22 protein-coding genes are annotated in these 25,139 nt (G+C 58.8%); 11 read left to right on the forward strand and 11 right to left on the reverse strand.

Translation table 11 applies throughout. The features are described from left to right. Positions 1–19 precede the first annotated feature (19 nt). Both L1249_RS09955 and L1249_RS09960 read right to left on the reverse strand, forming a co-directional pair. Positions 20–757: an ATP-binding cassette domain-containing protein gene (locus L1249_RS09955; RefSeq protein ID WP_228168666.1), complete on the reverse strand. Its 738-nt coding sequence runs from the start codon at positions 755–757 to the stop codon at positions 20–22. Further along, entirely contained in the window at positions 754–1,458 is a 705-nt protein-coding gene (locus L1249_RS09960) for an ABC transporter permease (RefSeq protein ID WP_228168665.1), read from the reverse strand. The genes L1249_RS09955 and L1249_RS09960 overlap by 4 nt, the downstream gene beginning before the upstream one ends. A 168-nt stretch (positions 1,459–1,626) precedes the next feature. Between L1249_RS09960 and L1249_RS09965 the strand changes: the two genes are divergently transcribed. From L1249_RS09965 to L1249_RS09980, 4 genes are all read left to right on the forward strand, one after another. Continuing rightward, positions 1,627–2,508 carry a helix-turn-helix transcriptional regulator gene (locus L1249_RS09965; protein WP_228168664.1) on the forward strand — a complete coding sequence of 294 codons (882 nt, stop codon included), beginning with the start codon at positions 1,627–1,629 and terminating at the stop codon, positions 2,506–2,508. A gap of 121 nt (positions 2,509–2,629) precedes the next feature. Then, positions 2,630–3,193 (forward strand): type 1 glutamine amidotransferase domain-containing protein, encoded by a 564-nt coding sequence (locus L1249_RS09970; protein WP_228168663.1) that lies wholly within the window; start codon positions 2,630–2,632, stop codon positions 3,191–3,193. Beyond that, on the forward strand, positions 3,193–4,311 hold the full coding sequence (locus L1249_RS09975; RefSeq protein WP_058576395.1) for an App1 family protein: 1,119 nt from the start codon (positions 3,193–3,195) through the stop codon (positions 4,309–4,311). The genes L1249_RS09970 and L1249_RS09975 overlap by 1 nt, the downstream gene beginning before the upstream one ends. Before the next feature lie 73 nt (positions 4,312–4,384). Then, positions 4,385–5,059 (forward strand): zinc metallopeptidase, encoded by a 675-nt coding sequence (locus tag L1249_RS09980; protein ID WP_058576396.1) that lies wholly within the window; start codon positions 4,385–4,387, stop codon positions 5,057–5,059. A 56-nt stretch (positions 5,060–5,115) separates the two neighbouring features. Here L1249_RS09980 and cmoB read toward each other — a convergent pair whose 3' ends face one another. Beyond that, a complete protein-coding gene (gene cmoB, locus L1249_RS09985) occupies positions 5,116–6,126 on the reverse strand; it encodes a tRNA 5-methoxyuridine(34)/uridine 5-oxyacetic acid(34) synthase CmoB (protein WP_228168662.1) in 1,011 nt (336 codons plus the stop codon). Position 6,127: 1 nt separating this feature from the next. Beyond that, a complete protein-coding gene (gene cmoA / locus L1249_RS09990; protein WP_228168661.1) occupies positions 6,128–6,871 on the reverse strand; it encodes a carboxy-S-adenosyl-L-methionine synthase CmoA in 744 nt (247 codons plus the stop codon). Positions 6,872–6,985: 114 nt separating this feature from the next. Here cmoA and pgi point away from each other — a divergent pair, with 114 nt between their 5' ends. The 4 genes from pgi (at position 6,986) to serB (ending at position 13,938) form a co-directional block, all read left to right on the forward strand. Then, the gene (gene pgi / locus L1249_RS09995; RefSeq protein ID WP_213262946.1) at positions 6,986–8,689 is read left to right on the forward strand and encodes a glucose-6-phosphate isomerase; all 1,704 of its coding nucleotides are present in this window, start codon (positions 6,986–6,988) and stop codon (positions 8,687–8,689) included. 169 nt (positions 8,690–8,858) lie between these two features. Beyond that, positions 8,859–10,754, forward strand: coding sequence for a DNA topoisomerase IV subunit B (parE, locus tag L1249_RS10000; RefSeq protein WP_228168660.1), 1,896 nt, complete (start codon positions 8,859–8,861; stop codon positions 10,752–10,754). 7 nt (positions 10,755–10,761) lie between these two features. Next, positions 10,762–13,014 (forward strand): DNA topoisomerase IV subunit A, encoded by a 2,253-nt coding sequence (parC, locus tag L1249_RS10005; protein ID WP_058576401.1) that lies wholly within the window; start codon positions 10,762–10,764, stop codon positions 13,012–13,014. Positions 13,015–13,017: 3 nt separating this feature from the next. Continuing rightward, positions 13,018–13,938 (forward strand): phosphoserine phosphatase SerB, encoded by a 921-nt coding sequence (gene serB / locus L1249_RS10010; RefSeq protein WP_054645033.1) that lies wholly within the window; start codon positions 13,018–13,020, stop codon positions 13,936–13,938. Positions 13,939–13,991: 53 nt separating this feature from the next. Here serB and L1249_RS10015 read toward each other — a convergent pair whose 3' ends face one another. From L1249_RS10015 to L1249_RS10045, 7 genes are all read right to left on the reverse strand, one after another. Next, positions 13,992–14,828 carry a DUF6694 family lipoprotein gene (locus L1249_RS10015; protein ID WP_323133908.1) on the reverse strand — a complete coding sequence of 279 codons (837 nt, stop codon included), beginning with the start codon at positions 14,826–14,828 and terminating at the stop codon, positions 13,992–13,994. A 186-nt stretch (positions 14,829–15,014) separates the two neighbouring features. Next, positions 15,015–15,401 (reverse strand): Na+/H+ antiporter subunit G, encoded by a 387-nt coding sequence (locus tag L1249_RS10020; RefSeq protein WP_054641008.1) that lies wholly within the window; start codon positions 15,399–15,401, stop codon positions 15,015–15,017. A gap of 22 nt (positions 15,402–15,423) precedes the next feature. Next, positions 15,424–15,693 carry a K+/H+ antiporter subunit F gene (locus L1249_RS10025; RefSeq protein WP_044629074.1) on the reverse strand — a complete coding sequence of 90 codons (270 nt, stop codon included), beginning with the start codon at positions 15,691–15,693 and terminating at the stop codon, positions 15,424–15,426. Continuing rightward, positions 15,687–16,184 (reverse strand): Na+/H+ antiporter subunit E, encoded by a 498-nt coding sequence (locus tag L1249_RS10030; protein WP_044629075.1) that lies wholly within the window; start codon positions 16,182–16,184, stop codon positions 15,687–15,689. The genes L1249_RS10025 and L1249_RS10030 overlap by 7 nt, the downstream gene beginning before the upstream one ends. Beyond that, positions 16,181–17,692: a monovalent cation/H+ antiporter subunit D gene (locus L1249_RS10035; protein WP_044629076.1), complete on the reverse strand. Its 1,512-nt coding sequence runs from the start codon at positions 17,690–17,692 to the stop codon at positions 16,181–16,183. The genes L1249_RS10030 and L1249_RS10035 overlap by 4 nt, the downstream gene beginning before the upstream one ends. Continuing rightward, positions 17,689–18,021 carry a Na+/H+ antiporter subunit C gene (locus tag L1249_RS10040; protein WP_044629077.1) on the reverse strand — a complete coding sequence of 111 codons (333 nt, stop codon included), beginning with the start codon at positions 18,019–18,021 and terminating at the stop codon, positions 17,689–17,691. Before L1249_RS10040 ends, L1249_RS10035 begins: the two co-directional genes overlap by 4 nt. Next, positions 18,021–20,852, reverse strand: a complete 2,832-nt coding sequence (locus L1249_RS10045; protein ID WP_235253552.1) for a monovalent cation/H+ antiporter subunit A — start codon at positions 20,850–20,852, stop codon at positions 18,021–18,023. Before L1249_RS10045 ends, L1249_RS10040 begins: the two co-directional genes overlap by 1 nt. Before the next feature lie 160 nt (positions 20,853–21,012). Between L1249_RS10045 and L1249_RS10050 the strand changes: the two genes are divergently transcribed. From L1249_RS10050 to L1249_RS10060, 3 genes are read left to right on the forward strand one after another with little or no spacing between them, the layout of a single operon-like run. Next, entirely contained in the window at positions 21,013–21,879 is an 867-nt protein-coding gene (locus tag L1249_RS10050) for an ion transporter (protein WP_044629079.1), read from the forward strand. Positions 21,880–21,892: 13 nt separating this feature from the next. Then, complete coding sequence (leuA, locus tag L1249_RS10055) at positions 21,893–23,599, forward strand: 2-isopropylmalate synthase (protein ID WP_228168658.1); 1,707 nt, start codon at positions 21,893–21,895, stop codon at positions 23,597–23,599. Positions 23,600–23,636: 37 nt separating this feature from the next. Further along, the gene (locus L1249_RS10060; RefSeq protein ID WP_082051429.1) at positions 23,637–25,139 is read left to right on the forward strand and encodes a DUF3375 domain-containing protein; all 1,503 of its coding nucleotides are present in this window, start codon (positions 23,637–23,639) and stop codon (positions 25,137–25,139) included.

Consider the following 25,139-nt stretch of genomic DNA (forward strand, 5'->3'; position numbering starts at 1 on the left):
GTTCAACACTGAGTGGGGGTCACCAAACCAGTTCTCCCCGGATAAACGCCCTGGCCTGCGAGGAGGACGGGGTGTCGAAAAATCGCTTGGCGCTGGTGTGCTCCAGCACCTGGCCGCCGTACATAAACAGCACGTCGTCGGCGAGCCGCTTCGCCTGATGCAGGTCGTGGGTTGTCATGACGATGCGCGTCCCGCTCTGGTGAAACTCATTCACTGCATCTTCCACCGCCTTAATGGCGGCGGGATCAAGGGCGGAGGTGGGTTCATCCAAAAACAGCACGGAAGGGGTTAACAGCCAAGCGCGGGCCAGGGTTAGCCGCTGCTGCTCGCCGCCAGACAGCACCCGCGCGGGGCGCTTGGCCAGAGCTGCTAAGCCGAACTTCTCCAGCGCCTGCCAGGCGAGTGCTTTGCGCTCCCGGCGAGGCACGCGTTTGACGGCCAGGGCGTAGATCAGATTATCGATCACCGAGCGACGCAGCAGCACCGGCCGCTGAAACACCATGGCCTGCACGGGAGGTACGCCTTCCCAGCTAACGTGGCCGCTGCTAGGGCGGAGTAGACCGTGAGCCAAACGCATGAACAGACTTTTACCCGCCCCGTTAGGCCCCATGATCAACGTGCGCTGACAGCCAGACAGCGTGAGGGTGGTGGGCACCAACAAGGCGTGTCCACGATGGGTAAAGCTCGCCTGCTGAAAGTGCAGGGCTGGCACATCGGCCTGTGAGGTGAAAGAGGAGGTAGTGAGCGGTGCATTCATCCTAACCGCCTCTTGGCCGCTTCACTGACCGCATGGGCCAGCGCATTGATGAGGGTGACCAGCGTCAGCAGTACGATGCCTAGCCCGAGCGCCAGGGGAAGATCCCCCTTGCTGGTCTCCAGCACGATGCTGGTGGTCATCACCCGAGTCACGCCGTCGATATTGCCGCCGACGATCATCACCGCGCCCACTTCGGCGCTGGCCCGGCCAAAGCCCGCTAGAATCACCGTCAGCAGGCCAAAGCGCGCATCCCACAGTAGGGTGGGCATCATGCGTAGCTGGGTCAGCCCCAGCGAACGTAGCTGCTCGGCGTACTCATGGTGCAGGGCTTCCACCTGCTGGCGCGTCAGCGCAGCGATAATGGGAAACACTAGGATGACTTGAGCAATTACCATGGCACTGGGCGTGAACAGCAGCCCAAACGAGCCTAGTGGTCCTGCCCGGGAGAGCAGCAAATAGACACATAGCCCCGCCACGACCGGCGGTAGCCCCATCAGTGCATTGAGTACGACGATCAGTCCGTTACGTCCAGGAAAACGCCATAGGGCGAGCGCCGCTCCCACTGGCAGCGCCAAGGCGCTGGCGATTAGCACGGCGACCAGCGACACCTGTAAAGAGAGCACCACGATGTCGATCAAATCTGAGTCCATGCCCAGAATCAGCGCGAGCGCCGTATAAAAAGGGTTATCACTTGCTGACATAAGTACCTGATGTAGAAGCGTTGGGTCGCGCACATGCCAGTGCGATGGCCACGGAAGAAACGGGTGAGCAAAGTGTATTCAGTAGGCTGCATAGTGTACGTTTACTTGATGTTATGCATTGGCTACTGAAATATATGCAGCCATACGCAGCTAAATGCAGGGTGAGCGATGCCAAACGACTATTTGACTACCGCTGAGGTGGCGGATTATCTGCGTTTGAAAGAGCGCAAGGTGTACGACCTGGTGCGTCAGGGCCATATCCCCTGCAGCCGTGCGACGGGAAAGCTGCTGTTTCCTCGACAGCATATTGATATGTGGGTGCTTAGCCACTTGGAAGGCGACCAGGCGCAGCGGCAGCCGCCTCCGCCGGTATTGGCGGGCAGCCAAGACCCGCTGCTGGAGTGGGCTGTGCGAGAGAGCGGGAGTGACTTGGCCTCGTTGTGTCAAGGCAGTGGCGACGGCGTGCGCCGCTTGCTGAAAGGCAGGGCGATGCTAGCGGGGATCCATCTGCTCGACGCGGCTTCTGGGCGCTATAACGAACCTGCTGCGTTGGGCCTAGGCGGAGTGCGCGATCTGATCGTGCTGCACTGGGCCACGCGCCGCCAGGGGCTGCTCTTGGCGCTGGGGAATCCATTGGACATTCGGTCGGTAGGCGACATTGCCAAGCGCAAAGCCATGCTTGCCCACCGCCAGCCGGGCGCAGGGGCCGCGCAGCTCATGAACTGCTTGCTGCAGCAGGCGGGCATTGTGCCCGAAGCGCTGAGATGGGCGGCACATCCTGCGCTCAGCGAGGACGATTTAGCGCTGACCATTGCCCAAGGTGAAGCCGATGTTGGGCTGGGGATGGAGTCTGCCGCGCAACGCCAGCAGCTGGACTTTATCCCGCTGGTGGAGGAGTCGTTTGATCTGGTGATGCATCGTCGCAGCTACTTTGAGCCTGCCGTCCAAGCCTTGTTTGAATTTGCCAGAGAGCCCCGGTTTGCCCAGCGTGCGAGTACGCTAAGAGGGTATGATGTGAGCCAGCTAGGCCGCGTGTTGTACAACGCTTAAGCGCGTAGCGACTAGTCTGATTCGGCCTCTACGCTTGACGATTGTATAAGATGCGCCACACTGGAGAGGTGTTGTAGACGTAACCTCATCACGAAAAGATCATCACGAAAAGGAGAGCACGATGAATCAAACACTGAATGGTAAACGTGTTGCTATTTTAGCCACCGACGGTTTTGAAGAGTCCGAGCTGAGCGTGCCTCGCGCGGCGCTCCAAAAAGAGGGTGTTGAAGTGCATATTGTCTCGCCGGAAGGCAAGGGCATTCGCGCTTGGGCAGAAACCGACTGGGGCGATACCTACGAGGCCGACAAGGCACTGGCAGACGTTAGCGAGTCCGACTACCACGCCCTGGTACTCCCCGGCGGCCTGTTCAACCCTGACGAGTTGCGCCTGAACGAAGACGCCCTGAGCTTTGTAAAAGCGTTCTTCCAGGCGGGCAAGCCCGTCGCCGCCATTTGCCACGCGCCGTGGATTTTGATTAACGCTGGCGTGGTCGAAGGGCGCAAGATGAGCTCCGTGCCGAGTGTCGCCCAAGACCTACGAAATGCGGGTGTGAACTGGGTGGATGAGCCGGTAGTGGTCGACAGTGGCCTCGTGACCAGCCGCACACCCAAAGACCTGGATGCCTTCAACGCCAAGCTGCTGGAAGAGCTGCAGGAAGGGCGCCACTCGGGTCAGCACGCTTAATGGCGTGGTATCACCAGTGGGCAAGCTTTGCCAAAAGGCTTGCTCACGTTGTTGCAAAACCGATGAAGCGGGACAGTGGTCGCAGCGGGATGATGGTGCACCCCTACCGCGGTTACGGTTCCCAGCGGGAAATATTTGTGATGGGCCGAGTGTTCCGCCAAGCGGCACTCGGCCGCGCCATTCCTAGACGCGGTATGCTGCGCGATACCGCCGACGTCGCGCGGCGAGTGTTCCGGCGTGGCCTCGCCAATGCCAAAGTCGATATTCGGGTGGAGGGCAATGAGCTCTGTTTAACCACCGACCGAGACGGTTACTTTGATGCCCACCTGCCGATTAGTACGCCTTTGCCGGTCGATGTTTCCTGGCATCGCGCCGATATTTTGGTCCATGCCGAGGGGCACCCACCGATCCGTACCAGCGTAGAAGTGTACGTACCGCCTCCTGAGGCGGACCTGTTGGTGATCAGCGATATCGACGATACGGTGATGTTCACCGGCGTGGCGGAAAAGTTCAAAATGCTTTACCGACTGTTTGTGCGCAAGCCCCACCGACGGACGGCGTTTCCCGGTGTAGCATCGCTCTATCAGGCGCTTTACCGTGGGCAGACCGAAAAGGCCGAGCGGCCGATTCTTTATGTTTCTCGTGGCCCGTGGGCGATTTATGAAATGTTGGAAGCTTTCTTCCAAATCAACCGGATTCCAGTGGGCCCTATTCTGTTTTTACGGGAGTGGGGGATCTCATGGCGTAAGCCGTGGCCCCGTCGAGCGGAGGATCATAAGCGTGACCTGATCGACCGCATGCTGGCGCTGTATGACGACATGCCCTGCATTTTGATTGGCGATAGCGGCCAGCACGACCCGGAAGTCTACACGGAGGTCGTCAAAGCTTACCCGGATCGGATCAAAGCGATTTATATTCGCCGCGTCGACAGCGACCCCCAGCGGGAAGCCGCCATTCAGCGTCTGCGCGATGAGTTAGCCCATACCGATTGTGAGCTGGTCTTGGCCGTAGATAGCATTTTGATGGCAGAGCATGCCCACGCCAAAGGCGATATCTCCGCACGTGGGCTGCAAGCGGTTCAGCGCGATGTCGAAGCCCATCGCAACGAGCCTGACTAAGCTGTGTTCCCCCGCCATTCGTGGTAAAAATGAGCGTTGATGTCTCTCTTACTTGGCGGGTTCCGGTGTTGTGATGCTCATCCTCTTAATTGTGCTGGCGTTGGCTATTTTTGTGCTGCCCAACCTATGGGCAAAATGGGTATTAAAGCGCCATACCCGAGGGCGTGATGATTACCCAGGTACCGGTGCGGAATTGGCCGAACACCTGATACGCCGTATGGGTGTGGAGGGCGTACGGGTAGAGCGCACCGAACAGGGCGACCATTACGACCCTGAGGCACGCTGTGTACGCTTAACGCCCGATCACTACGATGGCCGTTCGCTTACGGCGGTAACCGTTGCCGCCCATGAGGTGGGCCATGCTATTCAGCACCATGAAGGTTATGCGCCGCTGCTGGCCCGCAGCCGTTTGGTGCAAGTGGCGCAAAAAGCGGAAAAGCTAGGCGCTATTTTGATGATGGCCGCGCCGTTTCTGTTCCTGCTGACGCGGTTACCCGGTGGGCTTGCGATGATAGTCGTCATGGCGGTGATTAGCTTCGGCACCGCCGCGCTGGTGCATCTGGTCACGCTGCCGGTGGAGTTCGATGCTAGCTTTAACCGCGCGCTGCCGCTGCTAAAAGAGTACGTGCCGCCCGCCGATATGGCCGGTGCCCGACACGTACTCACCGCCTGCGCCTTTACCTATGTGGCCGCGTCGCTAGCCAGCGTGATGAACCTGGGTCGCTGGCTGGTGATTTTAAGGCGCTGATTTAAAAGTGCTGATTTAAAAGTACTGGTTTAAAAATGGTGGGCGGCCATTACTCACTATTCCGGCTTGTTTGCCAGGATCACCGCGCGGCGTGGGGCGGGGTAGCCTTCTATGGTGCGGCTGCGGTCATCCGGGTCGAGGAAGTCCGCCAGCGACTGATAGGTCATCCACTCGGTGGAGCGCTGCTCATCGAGTGTCGTCACCGCTTCATCTACCACCCGTACATTGGTAAAGCCGCAGCGCTCTAGCCAGTGGCACAGTGCTTTGGAGGAGGGCAAAAAGTAGACGTTGGGCATCGCGGCGTAGCGCTCGCCGGGTACGAACACGGTCTGCTCGTCGCCTTCCACTACCAGCGTCTCCAGTACCAGCTCACCGCCAGGGGCCAGCGCGCCTTTTAGCTGCTGCAAGTGCTCGAGCGGCGAGGGGCGGTGGTACAGCGCGCCCATGGAGAACACCGTGTCGAAGAAGCCCAGGTTCTCCGGTATGTCCTCGATACCCACCGGCAGAAACTGTGTACGTCCTTCATCGGCGTTGCCGACAAAGTGGCGCACCGCCTGAAACTGCCAGTAAAAGCGTGGGGAAGGGTCAATCACCAACACGAAAGCCGCGCCTGCACCCGACATACGCCAGGCGTGGTAGCCGCTGCCGCCGCCCACGTCCAGCACTTTGCGGTACTTCAACGGCGCGAGATGCGGCGCGACGCGTTGCCATTTCCAGTCAGAGCGCCACTCGGTGTCGATTTCGATACCACCCAGGTTGAACGGTCCTTTACGCCACGGGGCCAGCTTGCGCAGCAGATTGAAGCACTGGCGCTGCTGGCTGTCGGTGAGATCGATGTCTACCGTCAGCGTGTCGCTGTTTAGATCCACACGGCGCTCTTCCGGCAATGGCGGCAGCTTGGCCACGGCTTTTTCCCAGGCGGAGAGATCGCCATGACGCTGGCGGTCCAGCCCGTTGGCGAGCTGTTCCGGAAGCTTGGCAAGCCAGGGCGTCAGCGAGGCGTCCTGGGCGGCTTGGTCCAGAAACGCTTGATACAGCACGCGATGATCGTCGGGGAGTAGCGCCACCTTAACCCTCCTTGAAAGCGATCAGCGAGGTGAAGTTCAGGTACTGGAACCAGGTCATGGCGCGGGGAAAGCCTGCCAGCGACAAACGCTCGTGCAGTGCATCCAGCGTGTCAGGAATCAGCACGTTCTCAAGCGCGGTGCGCTTTTGACTGATCTCCATATCGCTGTAGCCGTTGGCACGCTTGAAGTCGTGATAGCGTTCGACCCTCCAAGCGTTATCACGCTCGTCGGCATCGACGGTCTTTTCCGACAAGATCAGCACGCCGCCGGGCTCCAGGGCAGCGTACAGCCGCTTGAGCAGCGCATCACGATCGGCCGGTGGCAAAAACTGCAGCGTAAAGTTGAGAATGATCATCCCCGAAGGCGCATACTCGTAGGTACGAATATCGGCTTCTTCCACTTGCATGGCGTGGTCAGGGCACTCATCGAGAAAGGTCTGCTTCGCTCGGGCGGCCATGGCCGGGGAAAGGTCGATACCGGTATAGCGGAACGCATCGGCGGGTAGCGCGCCTGCCAGGGCGAGTCCGGATGCGCCCAGCGAGCAGCCCAGATCATAAACATGGGCGCCGTGGCGCAGATGGCGTTTGGCAATCAGGCTCAGCATGCCCAGAATTTGGCCGTAGCCGGGCACCGAGCGGCGGATCATATCGGGGAAGCACGCGACCACCTGTTCATCAAAGGAGAACCTAGCCACCTTGTCTAGGGGTGTTGAAAAGATAGCGTCGCGGTAAGATGCATCACTCATGGGCAAGCCAGGATGGTTAATGAGGCTGCGTAGTTTACGCGCCCTTGTTAACGCAGAACAGGCCTGATCAACACAGATTCCTGCCTCACGGAGCGACGCCACAGGAGAAGGCACATGGCTTCAGCAACAGCAACTCCCGATACGCTACCCGCTTGGCAAACGCTCTCACAGCACGCCCAGGCGCTTAAGCATGTCCACTTGAAAAACCTGTTTGGGGATGACCCTGGCCGTTGGCAGCACTTTACTCGTCAGGTGGCGGGGCTCACCCTTGACCTTTCCAAGCAGCGTTGGGACGACGATACGCTGGAGCACCTGCTGGCGCTGGCCCAAGAGGCGGGCGTGCCCGGGGCCATCGAGGCGCTGCTGAGCGGTAAGCGGGTGAACGTCAGTGAGAACCGCCCAGCGCTGCATACTGCGCTGCGTTTGCCCGCAGATGCCCACTTGGAAGTCGAGGGTGAAGATATTGTGGGGGCCGTGCATGACAGCCTGGCGCAGATGGAGCGGCTGGTGCAGCGGCTACACGCAGGCCAGTGGCGTGGGGCCACCGGCAAGCCGATTCGTCACGTGGTGAATTTGGGGGTGGGAGGTTCGGATTTAGGGCCGCTGATGGTGACCCATGCTCTCGCGGACTATCGCCCCAGCGATATTCACCCGGTGGAGGTGCATTTTGCCTCCACGATGGATGGCTCCCAATTGGCGGACTACCTCAGCCGGTTCAACCCTGAAACCACGCTATTCGTGCTGTCGTCCAAGTCGTTCACCACCATTGATACGCTCTCCAACGCCAACACGGCCCGCGATTGGCTAATCGGGCGGCTTACACAGCACGCCGACCTGCCAGAAGTCAGCCCCCATGCCAAACCGATCAGCGCAGAGCTGATTGTGCGCCAGCACTTTATTGGTGTATCCGCCAGCCCTGACAAGATGAGCGAGTGGGGGATTACCCCGGACCACCAGCTGATGTTTTGGGAGTGGGTCGGCGGGCGCTACTCGCTGTGGGGCACCATTGGGCTGCCGATTGCGTTGGTCATTGGCATGGAGAACTTCCGCGAACTGTTGGCGGGCGCCCATGCTATGGATAGCCACTTCCGCGATGCGCCACTGGAGGACAATCTGCCGGTGTTACTGGGCTTGGCAGGTATCTGGAACGTTAACTTTTTGGATATTCGCGCTCACTCGATTCTGCCCTACGACGGGCGGCTTGAGTACTTTGCCGCCTATCTTGAGCAGTTGGAGATGGAGTCCAATGGCAAATCGGTGACGCGCCAGGGCCAAGCGGTGAACTACTCCACCTGCCCGGTGCTGTGGGGCCAGTTGGGCCCTAATGCCCAGCATGCGTTTTATCAACTGCTTCACCAGGGCACGCAGCCGGTGGTGTGCGATTTTATCGCGCCGCTTAAGCGTTACGATGAGGTCGAAAATCTGGATACCCGCCGCCATTTGAAGTCGCAGCATCGCTTGGCGCTGGCCAACTGTTTTGCCCAGTCCCGTGTGCTGATGTTGGGCGACGATGCGCTGGAAGAGGATGGCCCTCGCCCCGAACACAAGCGCTACCGGGGTAATCAGCCCTCTTCAACGGTGCTGCTGGATAAGCTCACGCCTGCCACGCTAGGGTCGTTGATAGCGCTGTATGAACACAAAGTCTTCGTGCAGGCCGTGATTTGGGATATCAATCCCTTCGACCAGTGGGGGGTTGAGCTTGGCAAACAAATTGCCACTGACACCCAGGCCATTATCGACGGTGAAAAGAGTATCAGCCGTATGGATGCTTCCAGCCGTGGCTTGATTGAAGCGTTTTGGGCCGCCGAGCAGGAGTAGAGTGCTCAATTCATATGGCTGGATATACAGCTTTTTGGTTTTCAGCTATCCTATGTGCTTTTCCAAGCGGCCCTATTTTAAGAGTACTCAAGAGGCCGTCCTGTGACGGCTCCTATTGAAGCCGACAGTACGCTTTTGTTCAGTATGTTTTTTCAGGAACCGACGTTACATGACCCAGTTTGATGCCTCCCAGTACGGCGCGAGTTCTATCGAGGTCCTGTCAGGGCTTGAACCGGTGCGTAAGCGCCCGGGAATGTATACCGATACCTCGCGGCCTAACCACCTCGCCCAAGAGGTCATCGACAACAGTGTCGATGAGGCGCTCGCCGGGCACGCTTCAAACATCAGCGTGGTACTCCATAGCGACGGTGCCATTGAAGTGCAGGATAACGGCCGCGGTATGCCCATCGACCTGCACCCGGAGCACGGTGTGTCAGGGGTCGAGCTCATTCTTACCAAGCTCCATGCGGGTGGTAAGTTCTCCTCTTCGAGCTATCGGTTTTCTGGCGGCCTTCACGGCGTGGGCGTGTCGGTGGTCAATGCGCTGTCACGGCGTTTAGAAGTCGAAGTGACCCGAGACGGTGCTCGCCATGCCATTGCCTTCGAGCACGGCGAAAAGGTCGAAGAACTGCATGAAATCGGCAAAGCCCCCAAGCGCGCTACTGGCACTCTGGTACGCTTCTGGCCAGATGAGAGTTATTTTGACAGCCCGAAGCTGGCACTTTCCAAACTGAAACACCTGCTGCGCGCCAAAGCAGTGCTTTGTCCCGGTTTAGCGGTCACGCTAGTAGAGCCGGATGGCACCAAAACCGAGTGGGCCTACGCTGATGGCCTGCGCGACTACTTGGCTGAAGCCACCGATGGCTACGAAGTACTGCCCAAAGAGCCGTTCGTAGGCCACTTCAGCGACGATGAGCACGGTGTGGACTGGGCCATTCAGTGGCTGCCTGAAGGCGGTGAGGCGCTGCTTGAGAGCTACGTCAACCTGATCCCTACCCCCCAGGGGGGCACCCACGTTAACGGCTTTCGTTCTGGGCTGTTAGACGCCCTGCGAGAGTTCTGTGAATACCGCAGTCTGCTGCCCCGTGGCATCAAGCTCACCGCCGATGATTTGTGGGAGCGTGCTTCCTTCGTGCTTTCGGTGAAAATGCTTGACCCACAGTTTGCCGGCCAAACGAAAGAGCGACTTTCTTCGCGCACCATTGCCGGGTTTGTATCAGGCGTGGTGAAAGACGCCTTCTCGCTGTGGCTGAATCATCATATCGAGCAGGCCGAGCAGCTAGCGGAGATGGTGATCAGCGCAGCCCAGCAGCGTCAGAAGAAATCGAAGAAGGTCGCGCGGAAGAAAGTGACCTCCGGCCCGGCACTGCCCGGCAAACTGGCGGACTGCTCTGGCCAGGACCCAGCGCTGAGTGAGCTGTTTTTGGTAGAAGGTGACTCGGCAGGCGGCAGTGCCAAGCAGGCGCGTAATCGCGACACCCAAGCCATCCTGCCTCTGCGCGGGAAGATCCTCAATACGTGGGAAGTCGAAACCCACGATATCTATGGCTCTCAAGAAGTTCACGACATTGCCGTGGCGATTGGTGCCGACCCCGGCAGCGCCGACCTTGAAAAGCTGCGCTATCACAAGATCTGCATCCTGGCGGATGCCGACTCCGACGGGCTGCACATCGCCACGCTGCTCTGCGCGCTGTTCGTCAAACACTTCCCCGCTCTGGTCGATGCCGGGCATGTTTTCGTGGCCATGCCGCCGCTCTACCGGATCGACCTGGGTAAAGAGGTGCATTACGCCCTGGATGAGAGCGAGAAAGCCGCCATTTTGAAACAGCTAGCGAAAAAACGCGGCACCCCCAACGTGCAGCGCTTTAAAGGGCTAGGGGAAATGAGCCCGTTGCAGCTACGTGAAACCACCATGGCCGTGGAAACCCGCCGTCTCGTACAGCTCACGCTGGACGAGGGCGACGGCACCCTGGAAATGATGGACATGCTGCTCGCCAAAAAGCGCGCCAGCGACCGCAAGAAGTGGTTGGAAGATTACGGTAACTTGGCAGACATTGAGGTATGACCCCCCGATGACCATGGATATTCAGGTAGCGGAGGGCGACGTCGAGCGTCTGTCCCTGCGCGATTACACCGAAAAAGCGTACCTCGACTACTCGATGTACGTCATTCTAGACCGCGCCTTACCCAACATTGGCGATGGCATGAAACCAGTGCAGCGGCGGATCATCTACGCCATGCGCGAGCTGGCGCTGCATGCCAATGCCAAGTACAAGAAGTCAGCGCGTACCGTCGGTGACGTACTGGGTAAGTTCCACCCCCACGGAGACAGCGCCTGCTACGAAGCCATGGTGCTGATGGCGCAGTCGTTCAGCTACCGCTACCCGTTGGTGGATGGCCAGGGTAACTGGGGTAGCCCAGACGACCCCAAATCCTTCGCGGCGATGCGCTACACCGAGGCCAAGCTTTCCAAATTTGCCGACGTGCTGCTGAGTGAATTGGGCCAGGGCACCGTGGAGTGGGCGCCCAATTTCGATGGCACCATGCAGGAGCCGGTAGTATTGCCCGCGAGGCTGCCCCACGTGTTGCTCAACGGCGGCACCGGCATTGCCGTGGGCATGGCCACCGATATTCCACCGCATAACGTCTCGGAAGTGGTGGAAGCCACCTGCCACCTGTTGCGTCACCCCGAGGCCACCACGGCGGACTTGATGGAGTTTGTGCCTGCCCCGGATTTCCCGACGGATGCAGAAATCATCACACCGAAAGCGGATCTGCGTAAGCTCTATGAGACTGGCCGAGGCTCGGTCAAATTACGCGCCCGCTATGTGCGTGAAGACGCCAATATCGTCATTACCGCCGTGCCTTACCAGGTCAGTGGTGCCAAGGTGTTGGAGCAGATCGCCGGGCAAATGCAGGCGAAAAAGCTGCCCATGGTGGCCGACCTGCGCGATGAATCGACCCACGAAGAGCCGACCCGCCTGGTGATTGAGCCGCGCTCGAGCCGTGTGGATGTCGAAGCGCTGATGGCGCACCTGTTCGCCACCACGGATCTGGAAAAGAACGTGCGGGTGAACATGAACGTGATTGGCCTGGATGGCCGTCCACGGGTGATGCCGCTGACCGATATGCTGGGTGAGTGGCTGCGGTTTCGCCGTGCAACGGTGCGTCGCCGCCTTGAGCACCGTTTAGGCAAAGTGGAAGATCGCCTGCATATTCTAGAAGGCCTACTGACCGCTTACCTGAATATTGATGAGGTGATCCGCATCATCCGCGAAGAGGATGAGCCCAAGCCTGCCCTGATGAGCACCTTTGGCCTGACCGAGCGTCAGGCTGAAGCCATTCTTGAGCTGCGTCTGCGCCATCTTGCCAAGCTGGAAGAGATGAAGATTCGCGGCGAGCAGGATGAGCTGGAAAAAGAGCGTAAAACCCTGCAGGGGCTGCTGGGTAGCGAAGCCAAGCTCACCACGCTGATCGAGAAAGAGATCCGCGCAGCGGGTAAAGAGCACGGCGACGAACGCCGTTCGCCGCTGGTGGAGCGCAGCGAGGCTAAAGCGCTCTCCGAGGTGGAGTTGCTAGGTGCCGACCCGATTACCGTCGTGCTGTCGGATAAAGGCTGGATTCGTGCTGCCAAAGGCCACGATATCGACCCCGAAGGGCTCTCCTACAAAGCGGGGGATCGTTTCCGACTAGCCGCTCGGGGTAAAACCAACCAGCCGCTGGTGCTGCTGGACGATACAGGTCGCGCCTATACCCTGGCGGCGCACAATTTACCCAGCGCCCGAGGGCAGGGAGAGCCGGTAACCGGTCGGGTGAACGTGGCAGCGGGGGCGCAGATGGCGGGTCTGATGCTCGCGCCGCCCACCCAACGCTATCTTCTGGCCAGCGACGGCGGCTATGGGTTTGTGGCCCAGCTCGAAGCGCTCACCGGCAAAAACAAAGCGGGTAAAGCCGTGCTCAGCGTGCCGAAAGGCTGCAGCGTCATGCCGCCCGTGGAGGTGCCGGAGGGCGAAGGGCTGTGGGTGGCGTCGGTTTCCAACGAAGGGCGGCTGCTGCTGTTCCCGCTAGACCAGTTGCCCGAGATGGCCAAGGGCAAGGGCAACAAGATGCTCGATATCCCCGGCCCCCGGGCGGCGCGGCGCGAAGAGTTCCTGCGTGATATCGCCATTGTGCCGGAAGGCGGAGAGCTGATCATTCATGCGGGTAAGCGCAAACTGACCCTCAAGGCGGATGATCTCGCGTATTATCGTGGGGAGCGTGGCAGAAGGGGCAGCAAGCTGCCGCGTGGTTTCCAAAAAGTTGATCGTTTAGAAGCAGGGGAGTAACGGATGGCACGCGGGGATGTTCTGTTAACCGTATTGGCACCGCGCTTAACGGCGGATATTGAGTCGCACATGGCCGCGCTGATGGCGCAGTTTGGCCTGCAGGAAGAGCACCGTCAGCGGCTTGCCGATACGGAAAAAGGCGAGCCTATCGACTGTGTGGAGCTGCACTTGAGCGGCGCATCCAGTGAATTAACCTCCCTTCGCCATGCGGCGCTGGAGCTGAGTGAAACCCTCGGTGTGGATATGGTGGTCCAACGGAACCAGCGGGGCGGTGTCGCACCCCGTTTGGTCTGTTTTGATATGGACTCCACGTTGATTAAAGCGGAAGTGATTGATGAGCTGGCGCGCCGTCACGGGGTAGGCGACGAGGTGGCGGAAGTCACCGAGCGCGCCATGCGCGGCGAGCTGGATTTTAAGGCCAGCTTCCGCGAGCGCATGAGCAAGCTGGAAGGCCTGGATGAGTCGGTATTGGCGAATATTGCTACTGAACTGCCGCTGATGGATGGCGTTGAGCGTCTGATGGCGAACCTGAAACGTTTGGGGTTCCGTACGGTTATTTTATCCGGCGGTTTTACCTACTTTGCCCGTTACCTGCAGGAGCGGCTTGGGTTTGATGAAATCCACGCCAACGAGCTGGTGATTGAGAATGGCAAAGTTACCGGTGCGGTCCATGAGCCAATTGTCGATGCCGAGCGTAAAGCCGCGCTACTGCAGCAAATTGCCGAGCGGGAAGGGGTAGCCTTAGCGCAAACCGTCGCCGTAGGTGATGGGGCGAACGACCTGAAGATGTTGGCGAAAGCTGGCCTAGGCGTGGCGTTCCGCGCTAAACCCCTCGTGCGTGCCGAAGCGCGTCAGGCGATCTCCGTGGCAGGGCTGGATGGCGTGCTGTATCTGCTGGGCTACGGTGAAGCCGACTTGATTTAACCACCGTGTACTCACCTAGTAAGCAAACGGCGGTGCTAAGCACCGCCGTTTGCTTAATTCGCCGCTCTTTGCGGATTTACTCCGCCATATTCAGCGCGCAGTTCCTCAAGCCGCTCGGCCTCGTTATCGGTTAACGCGGGGGCATCCCATAGCGGTTCACCTTCGCTATTGTTAACCCCGAGCAGTGTTAGTGTCAGTACGGCATTACGCGGTATTTGATCGTTGCCCCAGGGGCCAAAACGGTTAGGGGCGAGGCTCCAGGTGGCGCTTTCCCCTGGCGCTAGGCCGCCGGAAATAACGTAGTAGAATGTTTCATCCACCCAGGCCACCTCGCGGTTAGGGCTTTTCAGTACGCCGTGCAGCATGAGCTCTGCAACCGCGCGGTCAGAGCCGTTCGTCACCGTTAGCTCAATCACCGGTTCCAGTGCGCCGTAGGGGCTGGTGCTGATGTAGTAACGCGCATTATCAATGCTGATTTGCGCTAAATGCTCTTGGGCGCGCTGGGCGCTGTCCTGTTTGGCTTCTAGCCGGTTAAGCGTGCGCAGTGCTTGCTCCCGCTCTCGTGCACGCCGCTGGCGCAGCATCTTGTCAGCGCGCTCAATAATTTCGTCGCCCGTTAGCCCGTGCATATAGGCATTAGCCGATTCAGCAATTTCAGCAGCGTTCATGCGTTGGGGGTTAAAGAGATCGATACCGTTAAACGATGACATGGCTATGATCTTCAGCGCGGTATCAAACTCGTCGCGCTTATAGGTGGGCAGCGACTCACGCACTTTCTCGATTGAGACCACCGCTGCAGGCATGGAGCTCGTATCGACTTTCGGGTCGGAGCAGCCTACGAGTACCAAGGCGGATAATGAAAGTGCAGATAGCCTGAGTAGGCTCCACATAGATGTACCTCACCACAAAAAATCAATCGGCAAGAGCTTACCGGAAAGTGGCATCCGCCACTACTTTCTCTTGAGAGCAGATCATGCGTGAGGCTGACACTTTTGGTGCTCGCTCAGCGGTTTAGCATAGCGGGCAATAAAAAGCGCTGGCGGTTGCCAGCGCTTGAGCAAATAGGGCAGCGAAGCTTAGCCGTGCCCTTTGTCCGGGTGAGGTACCGGCTTTTCGCCGACCTCTTCAGGGCGCAACTCGACCGGTTTGCCCTGGGTTTTTTGGGTGTGCTTTAACTGCATATGCAAGCCGGTTTTGGCCAGCAGGTGAGCGCTTACTGGGGCGGTAATAAACAGGAACAGCGTAATCAGCAGCTCTTGGATATCCGGCTTACCATCGACGCTCCAAAAATACCCCATGGAGGCAATCAGCATGCAGCCGATGCCCAACGTAGTGGCTTTAGTAGGGCCATGTAGGCGCATATAGAAATCGCGCAGGTGGGCCATGCCTAGCGAGCCTATAAACACAAACACGCCTCCGGCTATTAACAGTAGGGAAATCAGCGCTTCAACTAAGAATGGCATAAACGCACCTCATTGATCGGGCTCATTCAATAATATCCCCGCGTAGAATGTACTTGCACACGGCTACCGTACTGATAAAGCCGAGCATGGCGATCAACAGCGCTGACTCAAAGTAAGTCTTGCTGTTGAGCCACAAGCCGAGCAATACGATCAGCGCGATGGAGTTGACGTACATGGTGTCCAGCGCCAGTACCCGGTCAGGGAGATCGGGGCCTACGGTAAGCCGATAAAGGTTCATTAGCAGGGCCATCACCACCAGCGCTAAGGTGATATAGAGCGCAATACTCAGCATTCGTAAATCTCCTTGAGCGGCCGTTCGTAGCGTTCGCGTATTTGCTCAATGAGCGCTTCTTCATCATCCACGTTCAGTGCGTGAATCAGCAGGGATTTGCCATCCATTCGCAGGTTGGCCGAAACGGTGCCCGGGGTCAGGCTGATCGTGCTGGCCAGCAGCGTGATGGTAAAACGCTCCTCCAACATCAGAGGATACTCGATGAAGTGAGGCTTTAGCTTGCGCCATGGGTTAGCGATCAGGTACGCGACCTCAAAGTTGGCGGTGACGATATCGCCCAATACCCGCAGGCCAAAACGCAGCAGCATCATAGGCTTGCTGATCCGTGGCCGAGCATCCCAAAAGCGGTGGGTTAACAAAGGGATCAGAATAGCCAGCGCACCCCCCAGAACGAGCTGGCCAAAGGCGTAGCTGCGCACCAGCAGCAGCCACACCAACAGCAGCAGTATCGAAAGAACTGGGGTGGGCAGCCATTTGCGAGGGGTAATCATGGCGTCTCTCCTGCATCGGGCAGCAGCGTTTCAATTAGCAGCTGTGGGTTGGCGAGCTGCTCGCCGGTGGCTTGGGTGTAGCTGCTCACCGGCCCGGCAAACGCCACCAGTAAAGGCGCGGCGCTGAGTAGCCAGAGCATACCGAACCATTGGTAGCGCGAAAGAGGGCTACCGCTGGGGCTGCCCCGGTGGCTGCGCCAAAACAGCGTAGAGCCTGCACGGGAGAGCGCGATGAGTGATGCTAGGCTGGCGAGCAGCAGCAGTGGCCATAGCCACACGCGCTGAGTGCCTTCTGCGGCTACTAGCACCATCGCTTTACCCAGCGCGCCTGAAAGGGGTGGCATCCCCACCACGGCAATCGCACCGATGAAAAAGGTGATCGCCAGGGCGTTACCCTGAACCAGCGGGCGCCCTTTGACGATGCGCGTACCCGGCTTGCCGCGCTGCAGGCCAATCATCTCAGCCAGCAAGAACAGGCCACCGGTGATCAGCGTGGTATGGATCAGGTAGTAGAGCAAGGCAGAGGTGGCCTCTACCGAGCGCATGCCCACACCTGCCAGCAGCGTGCCGACCGAAATCAGCACCAAGTAGGCCACCAGCAGGCGTAGGTCGCGAGCGGCCATCACACCAACGCCAGCGGCTGCCAAGGTGGCTAGCGCTAACCACCACACCCAAGGCTGCTCAAGCGCCACAAGTCCGCCAGCCTGCTCGCCAAAAATCAGCGAATAGACCCGCAGAATGGCGTAGATGCCCACCTTGGTCATGATCGCAAACAGCGCTGCCACCGGGGCAGGGGCCGCCGCATAGGCGCGGGGGAGCCAGAAATAGAGCGGCAAAATAGCGGCTTTGAGGCCAAAGACGACCAGCAGCATTAGCGCGCCTGCGGTCACTAAGCCCTCGCGCTCGGCGGGCAGGCTAGCAAGCTTATAGCCCATATCCGCCATATTGAGCGTGCCGGTGGCCCCATACAGAATGCCCACGGCAATCAAAAATAGCGACGAGCCCGCTAGGTTAAGCACCACATAGTGAACGCTTGCCTGAATGCGCGCTTTGCCGCCACCGTGCAGCAGCAGCGCGTAGGAGGCCAGCAGCAGCACTTCAAAGAAGACGAACAGGTTGAACAAGTCCCCTGTCAAAAACGCGCCGTTGATGCCTAGCAACTGCCACTGAAACAAACCGTGGAAGTTGCTGCCTTTTTCGTCGTCTCCACCGCAGGCAAACACCACGGCGCCCACGGCGAGAAGGGACGTGAGCAGCACCATCAGCGCGGAGAGGCGGTCGAGCACTAGCACTACGCCAAACGGTGGCTGCCAGTCGCCTAGGGCGTAATAGGTGATCTCACCGCTGGCGGCTTGGCGCACCAGGGCAATCGACACCAGCAGCAGAAGCAGGGTGGCAATAACGCTCACAGCGCGCTTGTAGTGCGCCAGCCCCTGGCGCTGGTAGAGCAATAAAATACCCGCGACCAGGGGTAGTACCACGGGCAACACAATTAGATGCTGAATCATTCGCGGTCTTCCTTTTTACCATCCACGTGGTCGTTACCCACTTCGCTGCGCGCCCGCATGGCAAGAATGACGACGAACGCCGTCATGGCAAAGCCGATGACGATAGCGGTGAGAACCAGCGCCTGGGGCAGCGGGTCGGCAAACTGAGAGCCTTCGTTCACCAGCGCAGCACCGTCCGTCGTCAGCCCGCCCATGGAGAACAGGAACAGGTTGACCGCGTAGGAGAGCAGCGTCAGGCCCACAACGACCGGGAACGTTCTTCCACGCAGCGTCAGGTAGAGCCCGCAGGAGGTTAAGATGCCCGTAGTAATGGCGTAGAGCATTTCCATTAGTGGGATTCCTTTTCATTCGGCGTGTCGTGGGTGTCTGACGTTTTCGGGTCGGTCACCGGGCGGTGTGGTGTCGTCACCTTACCCAGGTTGGCCAGAATCATCAGCGTGGCACCTACCACTGCAAGGTACACACCCAGGTCAAACAGCAGGGCCGTGGCAAGCTCGAACGTGCCAATCAGCGGCAGGCTGAAATACCCAAACGACGAGGTCAGGAAGGGATAGCCCAATAGCCAGCTGCCTAGCCCGGTGAGCGTGGCAATGGCCACACCGACCACGGCGACCGGCTGGAAGGGGAAGTTCAGGCGCTCCTGCGCCCACTCAACGCCCCGCGCCATGTACAGCAGGATCAACGCAACCGCAGTGATCAAACCGGCAATAAAGCCGCCGCCGGGTTGGTTATGGCCGCGTAAGAAGATGAAGGCCGAGACCAGCAGCGCCAGTGGTAGTAGCGTCATTGAGATAGACGTCAAAATGGCCGGGTAGCGATCCGGCGACCAAGCACGGCCTTCACCGTCGCTGTGGGGCATGAACAGACGCAAGCGGTTGAGCAGCTTGAAGATAGCCAGGCCTGCAATGGCCAGTACGGTAATTTCGCCCAGGGTATCGAAGCCCCGGAAGTCGACCAAGATGACGTTGACTACGTTGTAGCCGCCGCCACCGGGTTTGCTGTTCTCCACGAAGAAGTTGGAGATCGATAGCGTTTCTCGGGTCATCACCGCGTAGTTCAAGCTGGCGACCACCAGCCCTAGCGCACCGGCTAGCAGAATATCGCGCACGTTGCGCAACGGGCTCGATTCGGTGGGGGGGTTTTGTGGCAAGAAGAATAGCGCCAGCATCAGCAGAATCATCGTGACGACTTCTACCGACAGCTGAGTGAGCGCGAGATCAGGTGCCGAGAAACGTGCGAAGGTGAGGGCGACAAAGAGCCCTACTACTGACAGCATCAGCAGCGAAATTAAGCGGTAGCGGTGAGTCGCTGCGGTGGCAATACCACCAAAAATTAGCATGCCCGCGCCTAGCAGCACCACGCCATCTATCGGCTGGTTACCTTTTGTGCCGGTCAATTCTTGGACGCTGGCAAGGCCGATCAGCCCCATCAGCAGGGCAGCACCCAGCAACCATCCCATATAGCGCTGTAGCGAGTTGCCTTCCAGCTTAGTGATGACCTGCTCGGCCCGGTAGCCCACGGTAATGATGAACCGCTCGAATACGCGGCGCGCATCCACACTGGCGAAGGGCTGCACAAAGCGGCGCAGATCAGCATGACGCCAGTACATGGCTATGCCCGCTGCAAAGGCTAGCAAGCTCATCATCAGCGGCAAATTCACGCCGTGCCAGATGGCGAGGCGGAACGACAACGGTTCGCCCAAAACGGCTTGGGTGGCTAGCTCTAGAATGCCTGTCGCGAAAAAGGCAGGGAATAGCCCCACCAGCACGCAGAGCGTCACCAGCAGTTCCACGGGCAAGCGCATCAGGTGGGGCGGCTCGTGGGGGGATTTAGGCGTTTGCTCGCGGGCTGGCTTATAGAACACCGCATGAACCAGCCGCAGTGAGTACGCGACGGAGAGAATGCCGCCCAGCGTCGCCAGGGCGGGCAACACCCAGCTCAAACCGCCGAGTACTGGAGTGGCGAGGGTTTCGGTAAAGAACATCTCTTTCGAGAGGAAGCCGTTAAACAGCGGCACCCCCGCCATGGCGGCGGCGGCCAAGGTGGTCAGCAGCGCGGTGACGGGCATCGCCTTTCTGAGCCCGCCAAGCTGCTTCAGCTCTCGGGTGCCGGTTTCATGGTCGATGATGCCCGCGCTCATGAACAGCGCCGCTTTGAAGGTGGCGTGGTTAAGGATATGGAACAGCGCGGCCAACACGGCCATGGGGCTGCCAATGCCCAGCAGGACGGTGATCAACCCCAAATGGCTGACGGTCGAAAACGCCAGAATGCCTTTCAAGTCGGTTTTGAACAGCGCAAACCACGCGCCGTAAAGCAGCGTGATGGTACCTACCAGCGGCACGACCACGCTCCACAATGCGCTATCCGCAATGGCGGGATGCAACCGGGCCATTAAGAAAATACCCGCCTTTACCATCGTGGCTGAGTGCAGGTAGGCAGAAACGGGCGTGGGAGCCGCCATGGCATGGGGAAGCCAGAACTGGAACGGGAACTGTGCGGATTTGGTGAATGCGCCCAGTAGTACAAGCCCGAGCATGAGTGGGTAGAGCGGGTCAGACACAATGAGTGCGCCACTGGCCAGCACGTCATCCATGCGGTAGCTACCTGCCATATCGCCCAGCAGCAGTAAGCCTGCTAGCAGTGCTAGGCCGCCTGCACCGGTCACGGTCAGCGCCATGCGCGCGCCTTTACGGGCATCGCTGCGGTAGGACCAAAAGCCAATTAGCAGGAAGGAGGAGAGACTGGTCAACTCCCAAAATAGCCAGAGCAGGATAAGGTTATCGGACATCGAGATGCCGACCATCGAGGCCATAAACAGCATCAAGAAGGCGTAAAAGCGTCCAAAAGGCTCATCGCTTGCCAAGTAAAAATGGGCATACAATAGAATCAATAGCCCAATGCCCAAAATGAGCAGGTTGAAGAGCAGCGACAGGCCATCGAGACGAAACGCAAGCTCCAGGCCGAGTGCGGGCATCCAGGTGGCAGCAAAACGCAGCGCTTCACCCTCCATCAGGGCAGGTATTTGCAGCAGCGTAAGTAGCAGTGCTGTTGCTGGCAGTATGCCCGTTGCGAGCGAGCACCAAGTGCGGCCGCGTTGGGCAGTCAGTGCCGGCACCAGTACGCCCAGTAACGGCAGTAAGGCGATCCACAGCAGTGTCATGAGGTCATCCAGCGCAAAAAATCAAAAAAATCGCCAGAGCAAAGAGGGTTGCCCTGGAGGCGAAGATACATCAAGTGAAACAACAGGATATCACTTGTATGGAAGGTGTGTAATTTTAGTATAAAGTGTCGACGTTAACCGTTTAGAGACTTCTTGTTCCATGAGTGAACCCTTCAATACCTGGCAAGCCCGCTTTGAAAAGCTGCGTAGTAACAAGCTGTTCGAGACCGTAGTGATCGCCATCATCGTGCTGTCTGCCATGACCATCGGTGCCCGCACCTACGATGAGGTCAGTCAGTTCGAGCAGTGGCTGACCTATCTGGACGTCGCCGTCACCATCTTCTTTCTGGTGGAACTGCTGATTCGCATGGCCGCCGAACGCAATCTGACCAACTTCTTCAAGAAGGGTTGGAACATCTTCGACTTCCTGATCGTCACGGCCAGCCTCATCCCCATGGACGACTCTGAGATGGTGCTGCTGGCACGCCTGCTGCGCATCTTCCGGGTGCTGCGTCTGGTGTCGATGATTCCCGAGCTGCGCCTGCTGCTGGTGGCGTTGATCAAGTCCATTCCACGGATGGGCTATGTGGCGCTGCTGATGTTCATCATCTTCTATATCTACGCGGCGGTGGGCAGCTTCATCTTCCATACCGTGGATGAGCAGCTGTGGGGCAACATTGCGCTGGCCATGCTGACGCTGTTCCAGGTGGCCACCTTCGAGAGCTGGGCCACGGCGGTGCTGTATCCCACCATGGAGCAGTACCCCTACGCCTGGATCTACTTTCTGACCTTCATCTTTTTGAATGCGTTCATTTTCCTGAATATGATGATCGGTATCGTGTTGGACGTGATGCAGAAAGAGAGCGCACAGATTGATTTAGAAAGCGGAGAAGGCGAAGCTGCAGAGATACAGGGCCTGCGTGACGACGTGCGCGCACTGCGCAGCCAGTTGGATCGCATGGAGTCCGCCCTGCAGGCGGCCGCGCAAGCCAGTACTGGGCAAGCAAAGCCCGACCGCGACGAATAACAGGAGAGCCACGATGATGATGAAGGACCCCTCTAAAAAGTATCGCCCTTTCGTGGCGGTAGACCTGCCCGACCGTCAGTGGCCCGGCCAGCGTATCGACACGCCGCCCATCTGGTGCAGCGTCGACCTGCGCGATGGCAACCAGTCGCTGATCGACCCCATGGATCAGGAGCGCAAGCAGCGGTTGTTCGACATGCTGCTGAAGATCGGTTTCAAAGAGATCGAAGTGGGCTTTCCTTCTGCGTCGCAAACCGATTTCGATTTCGTGCGCTCGTTGATCGAGCAGGACAAGATTCCCGACGACGTCACTATCCAGGTGCTGACCCAGGCACGGCCGCATCTGATCGAGCGCACCTTCGAGGCGCTGAAGGGCGCCAAGCGTGCCATCGTGCACGTCTACAATGCCACCGACCCGATGTTTCGACGGGTGGTGTTCAACGTCGACAAGGCTGAGTGCGTGCAAATTGCCGTGGACGCCACGGCGCAGATACGTGACTTGATGGCGGCCAATCCGGAAACGAACTGGACTTTCCAGTACTCACCCGAGCTATTCACCACCACGGAGATGGATTTCGCGGTCGAGATCGTCGAAGCGGTGATGGACACCTTTGGCCCCAGCGTCGACAACAAAATGATCGTCAACCTGCCAGCCACGGTCGAAGTCGCTACGCCCAACAACTACGCTGATCAGATCGAGTGGTTCTGCCGCCATGTGAAAAAGCGCGATACCTTGATCGTCAGCGTGCACCCGCACAACGACCGCGGCACCGGCGTCGCGGCGGCCGAACTCACGTTGATGGCGGGAGCGGATCGCGTCGAGGGCACGCTATTTGGCAACGGCGAGCGTACTGGCAATGTCGATATCGTGACACTGGCGATGAACATGTATACCCAGGGCGTACACCCTCAGCTCGATTTCTCCAATATCACGCCAATCATGCGCGAAGTGGAGTACTGCAACCAGCTGCCGGTTCATCCGCGCCACCCTTACGTGGGCGACCTGGTGTTCACGGCGTTTTCCGGTTCGCACCAGGATGCCATCAAGAAGGGCATGGCCGAGCGTCGCGCCAACCCAGAAGCCCCCTGGGACGTGCCGTACCTGCCCATCGACCCCATGGATGTCGGGCGCAGCTACGAAGCCGTGATTCGCGTCAACAGCCAGTCAGGCAAAGGCGGCATCTCCTATCTGCTGGAGCAGGAGCACGGTATCGAGCTGCCCCGCAGGCTCTCCATCGAGTTCAGCCAAGTGGTGCAGGAAGTGGCGGACCGCACCGGCAAAGAGATCACCTCACAAATGATCTACCAAGCCTTTGCCGATGAGTATTTAGAGCAGCGGTCACCGCTGGCACTGGTGAATCACCGTCTTTCCTCCGAGCCAGATAGCCCCAAAGTCGCGCTAGAGGCCATTGTCGAAAACGGCGGCCAACGCCAGACCCTGACCGGTGAAGGCAACGGCCCGCTGGCCGCGTTTATCAAGGCGCTGGTGGCGAGCGGCCAAGAGGTCGAAATCATTGACTATCATGAACACTCCCGCGGCCAAGGGGCGGATGCCGAAGCGATCGCTTACGTGGAAGTACGCATTGATGGCAAAGCCGTGTTTGGCGTAGGTACCGATGAAAGCATCACTAGCGCCTCCATGAAAGGCGTGCTGAGTGCCATCAATCGCCATCACTCTACCCAAGCGCCTGCTGCCAATGTGACGGCGGAGTCGCTGGGGTAGATAGCGCTTAATACTCAACCAGCTTAGATGTATCACTATGGATAGTAACCCCCAGCAACGCACACGCCACTACATCGCTGCTCGCAAGCAGCACCCTGCCTGGCTGTTGCTGGCATCCCCCCGAGCGCCTCTGGTGCTGGGCTGCCTGACCTCGTTGTTTGAGTTTAGCGAAGATGGTATCGCCGAGTCAGACGCGCTAGAGGCGCTGTCGCAAATGCTGGGGCGTTATGCCGAGCAGGATGAGTACGCCATTGATCCTGACAATACGCGACAGCAGGCTGGGCGTGAGCTGCGCGAGTGGATACGTCGGGGCCTGGTCACTGAGCGTGGTCAACGGTTGTATGCCACCGATGCCTTGTCGTCGGCGATTCAGTTTGTCGATTCGCTGGACAACCGCATCATGACCTCTACTGCGTCGCGGCTGTCGGTGGTGCAACGGGAAATCGAAAGCCTGGAAGTAAGCCTCAACCCCAACCCTGAGAGTCGCAAAGCAGCGATTCGGCGCAAAATCCAACAGTTGGAGGGCGAATTGGCCGACGCGGAGGCTGGTCATGTGCCGGTGCTTTCGGAACAGCAAGCTATTGAAAATATAAGAGAAGTGTTTCATTTGGCCACTGGGCTGCGTGCCGATTTTCGGCGAGTGGAAGACTCCTGGCGAGAGGCGGATCGCCAACTGCGCCAATCGATCATGTCCGAGAAGTATCATCGGGGGGATATTGTCGATCGCTTGCTGGATGGTCAGGAGGCTTTGCTGGACACCCCAGAGGGCCGTGTGTTCGATAGTTTTTTGCAACAGCTACGCCAAACCGCCGCGCTGGATATGATGCGCCAGCAGCTACGCACTATTCTCGTCCACCCCGCTGCTGAGAAAGCGCTTGGTCGGTTACAGCGGCAGGATCTTAAACAGCTGGGCATGCGGCTGGTTCTGGAAAGTCAGTCCGTATTACAAGCCAGAGCGCGCAGTGAAAAGGATGTCAAAGGCTTCCTCAAGACCGGTTTGGCGGCCGAACACCACCGCGTCGGACAGTTGCTCAATGATATCTTTCATACCGCTCAGGCGCTGGATTGGCAGCGCCAGAAAGTGCGTCGTTCAGAGATGTCAGCGCTGCCGCCGCTGGGCTTTGCCTTGGGCAACTTATCGGTGATCGAGCGGCTGCGTTTCAAGGTGCTGGAAAACGAGCAGGAGGAGACGCTGGATTTGGCTCAGCAGACGAGCGATTTGAGCGATGTCGAGACTGAGTTCTGGGATTCTCTGGATGGGCTCGACCGCGACGCTTTGGTGCAGGAAACACTGGCGCTGCTGGCGGCAGAAGGGCGCCCACTCACCCTGCTGGAGCTCGCCGAGCGCCTGCCGCCCAGTCATGACCTGGAAACCTTGGCGCTCTGGCTGGGCATGGCGCGGGAAGCTGGGGTTGAGATAACCGGGCAGGATGTTCAGGACGTAGTCATTACCGATGATGAACAGTGCGATTGGCTATTCAAAGTGCCGCTGGTTTCCTTGAGTGAGCAGGCGTTGCAGGGCATTGAGTGGGAGTTTTAA

Source organism: Halomonas sp. Cn5-12, assembly GCF_021532545.1.
Lineage (GTDB): Bacteria > Pseudomonadota > Gammaproteobacteria > Pseudomonadales > Halomonadaceae > Vreelandella > Vreelandella aquamarina.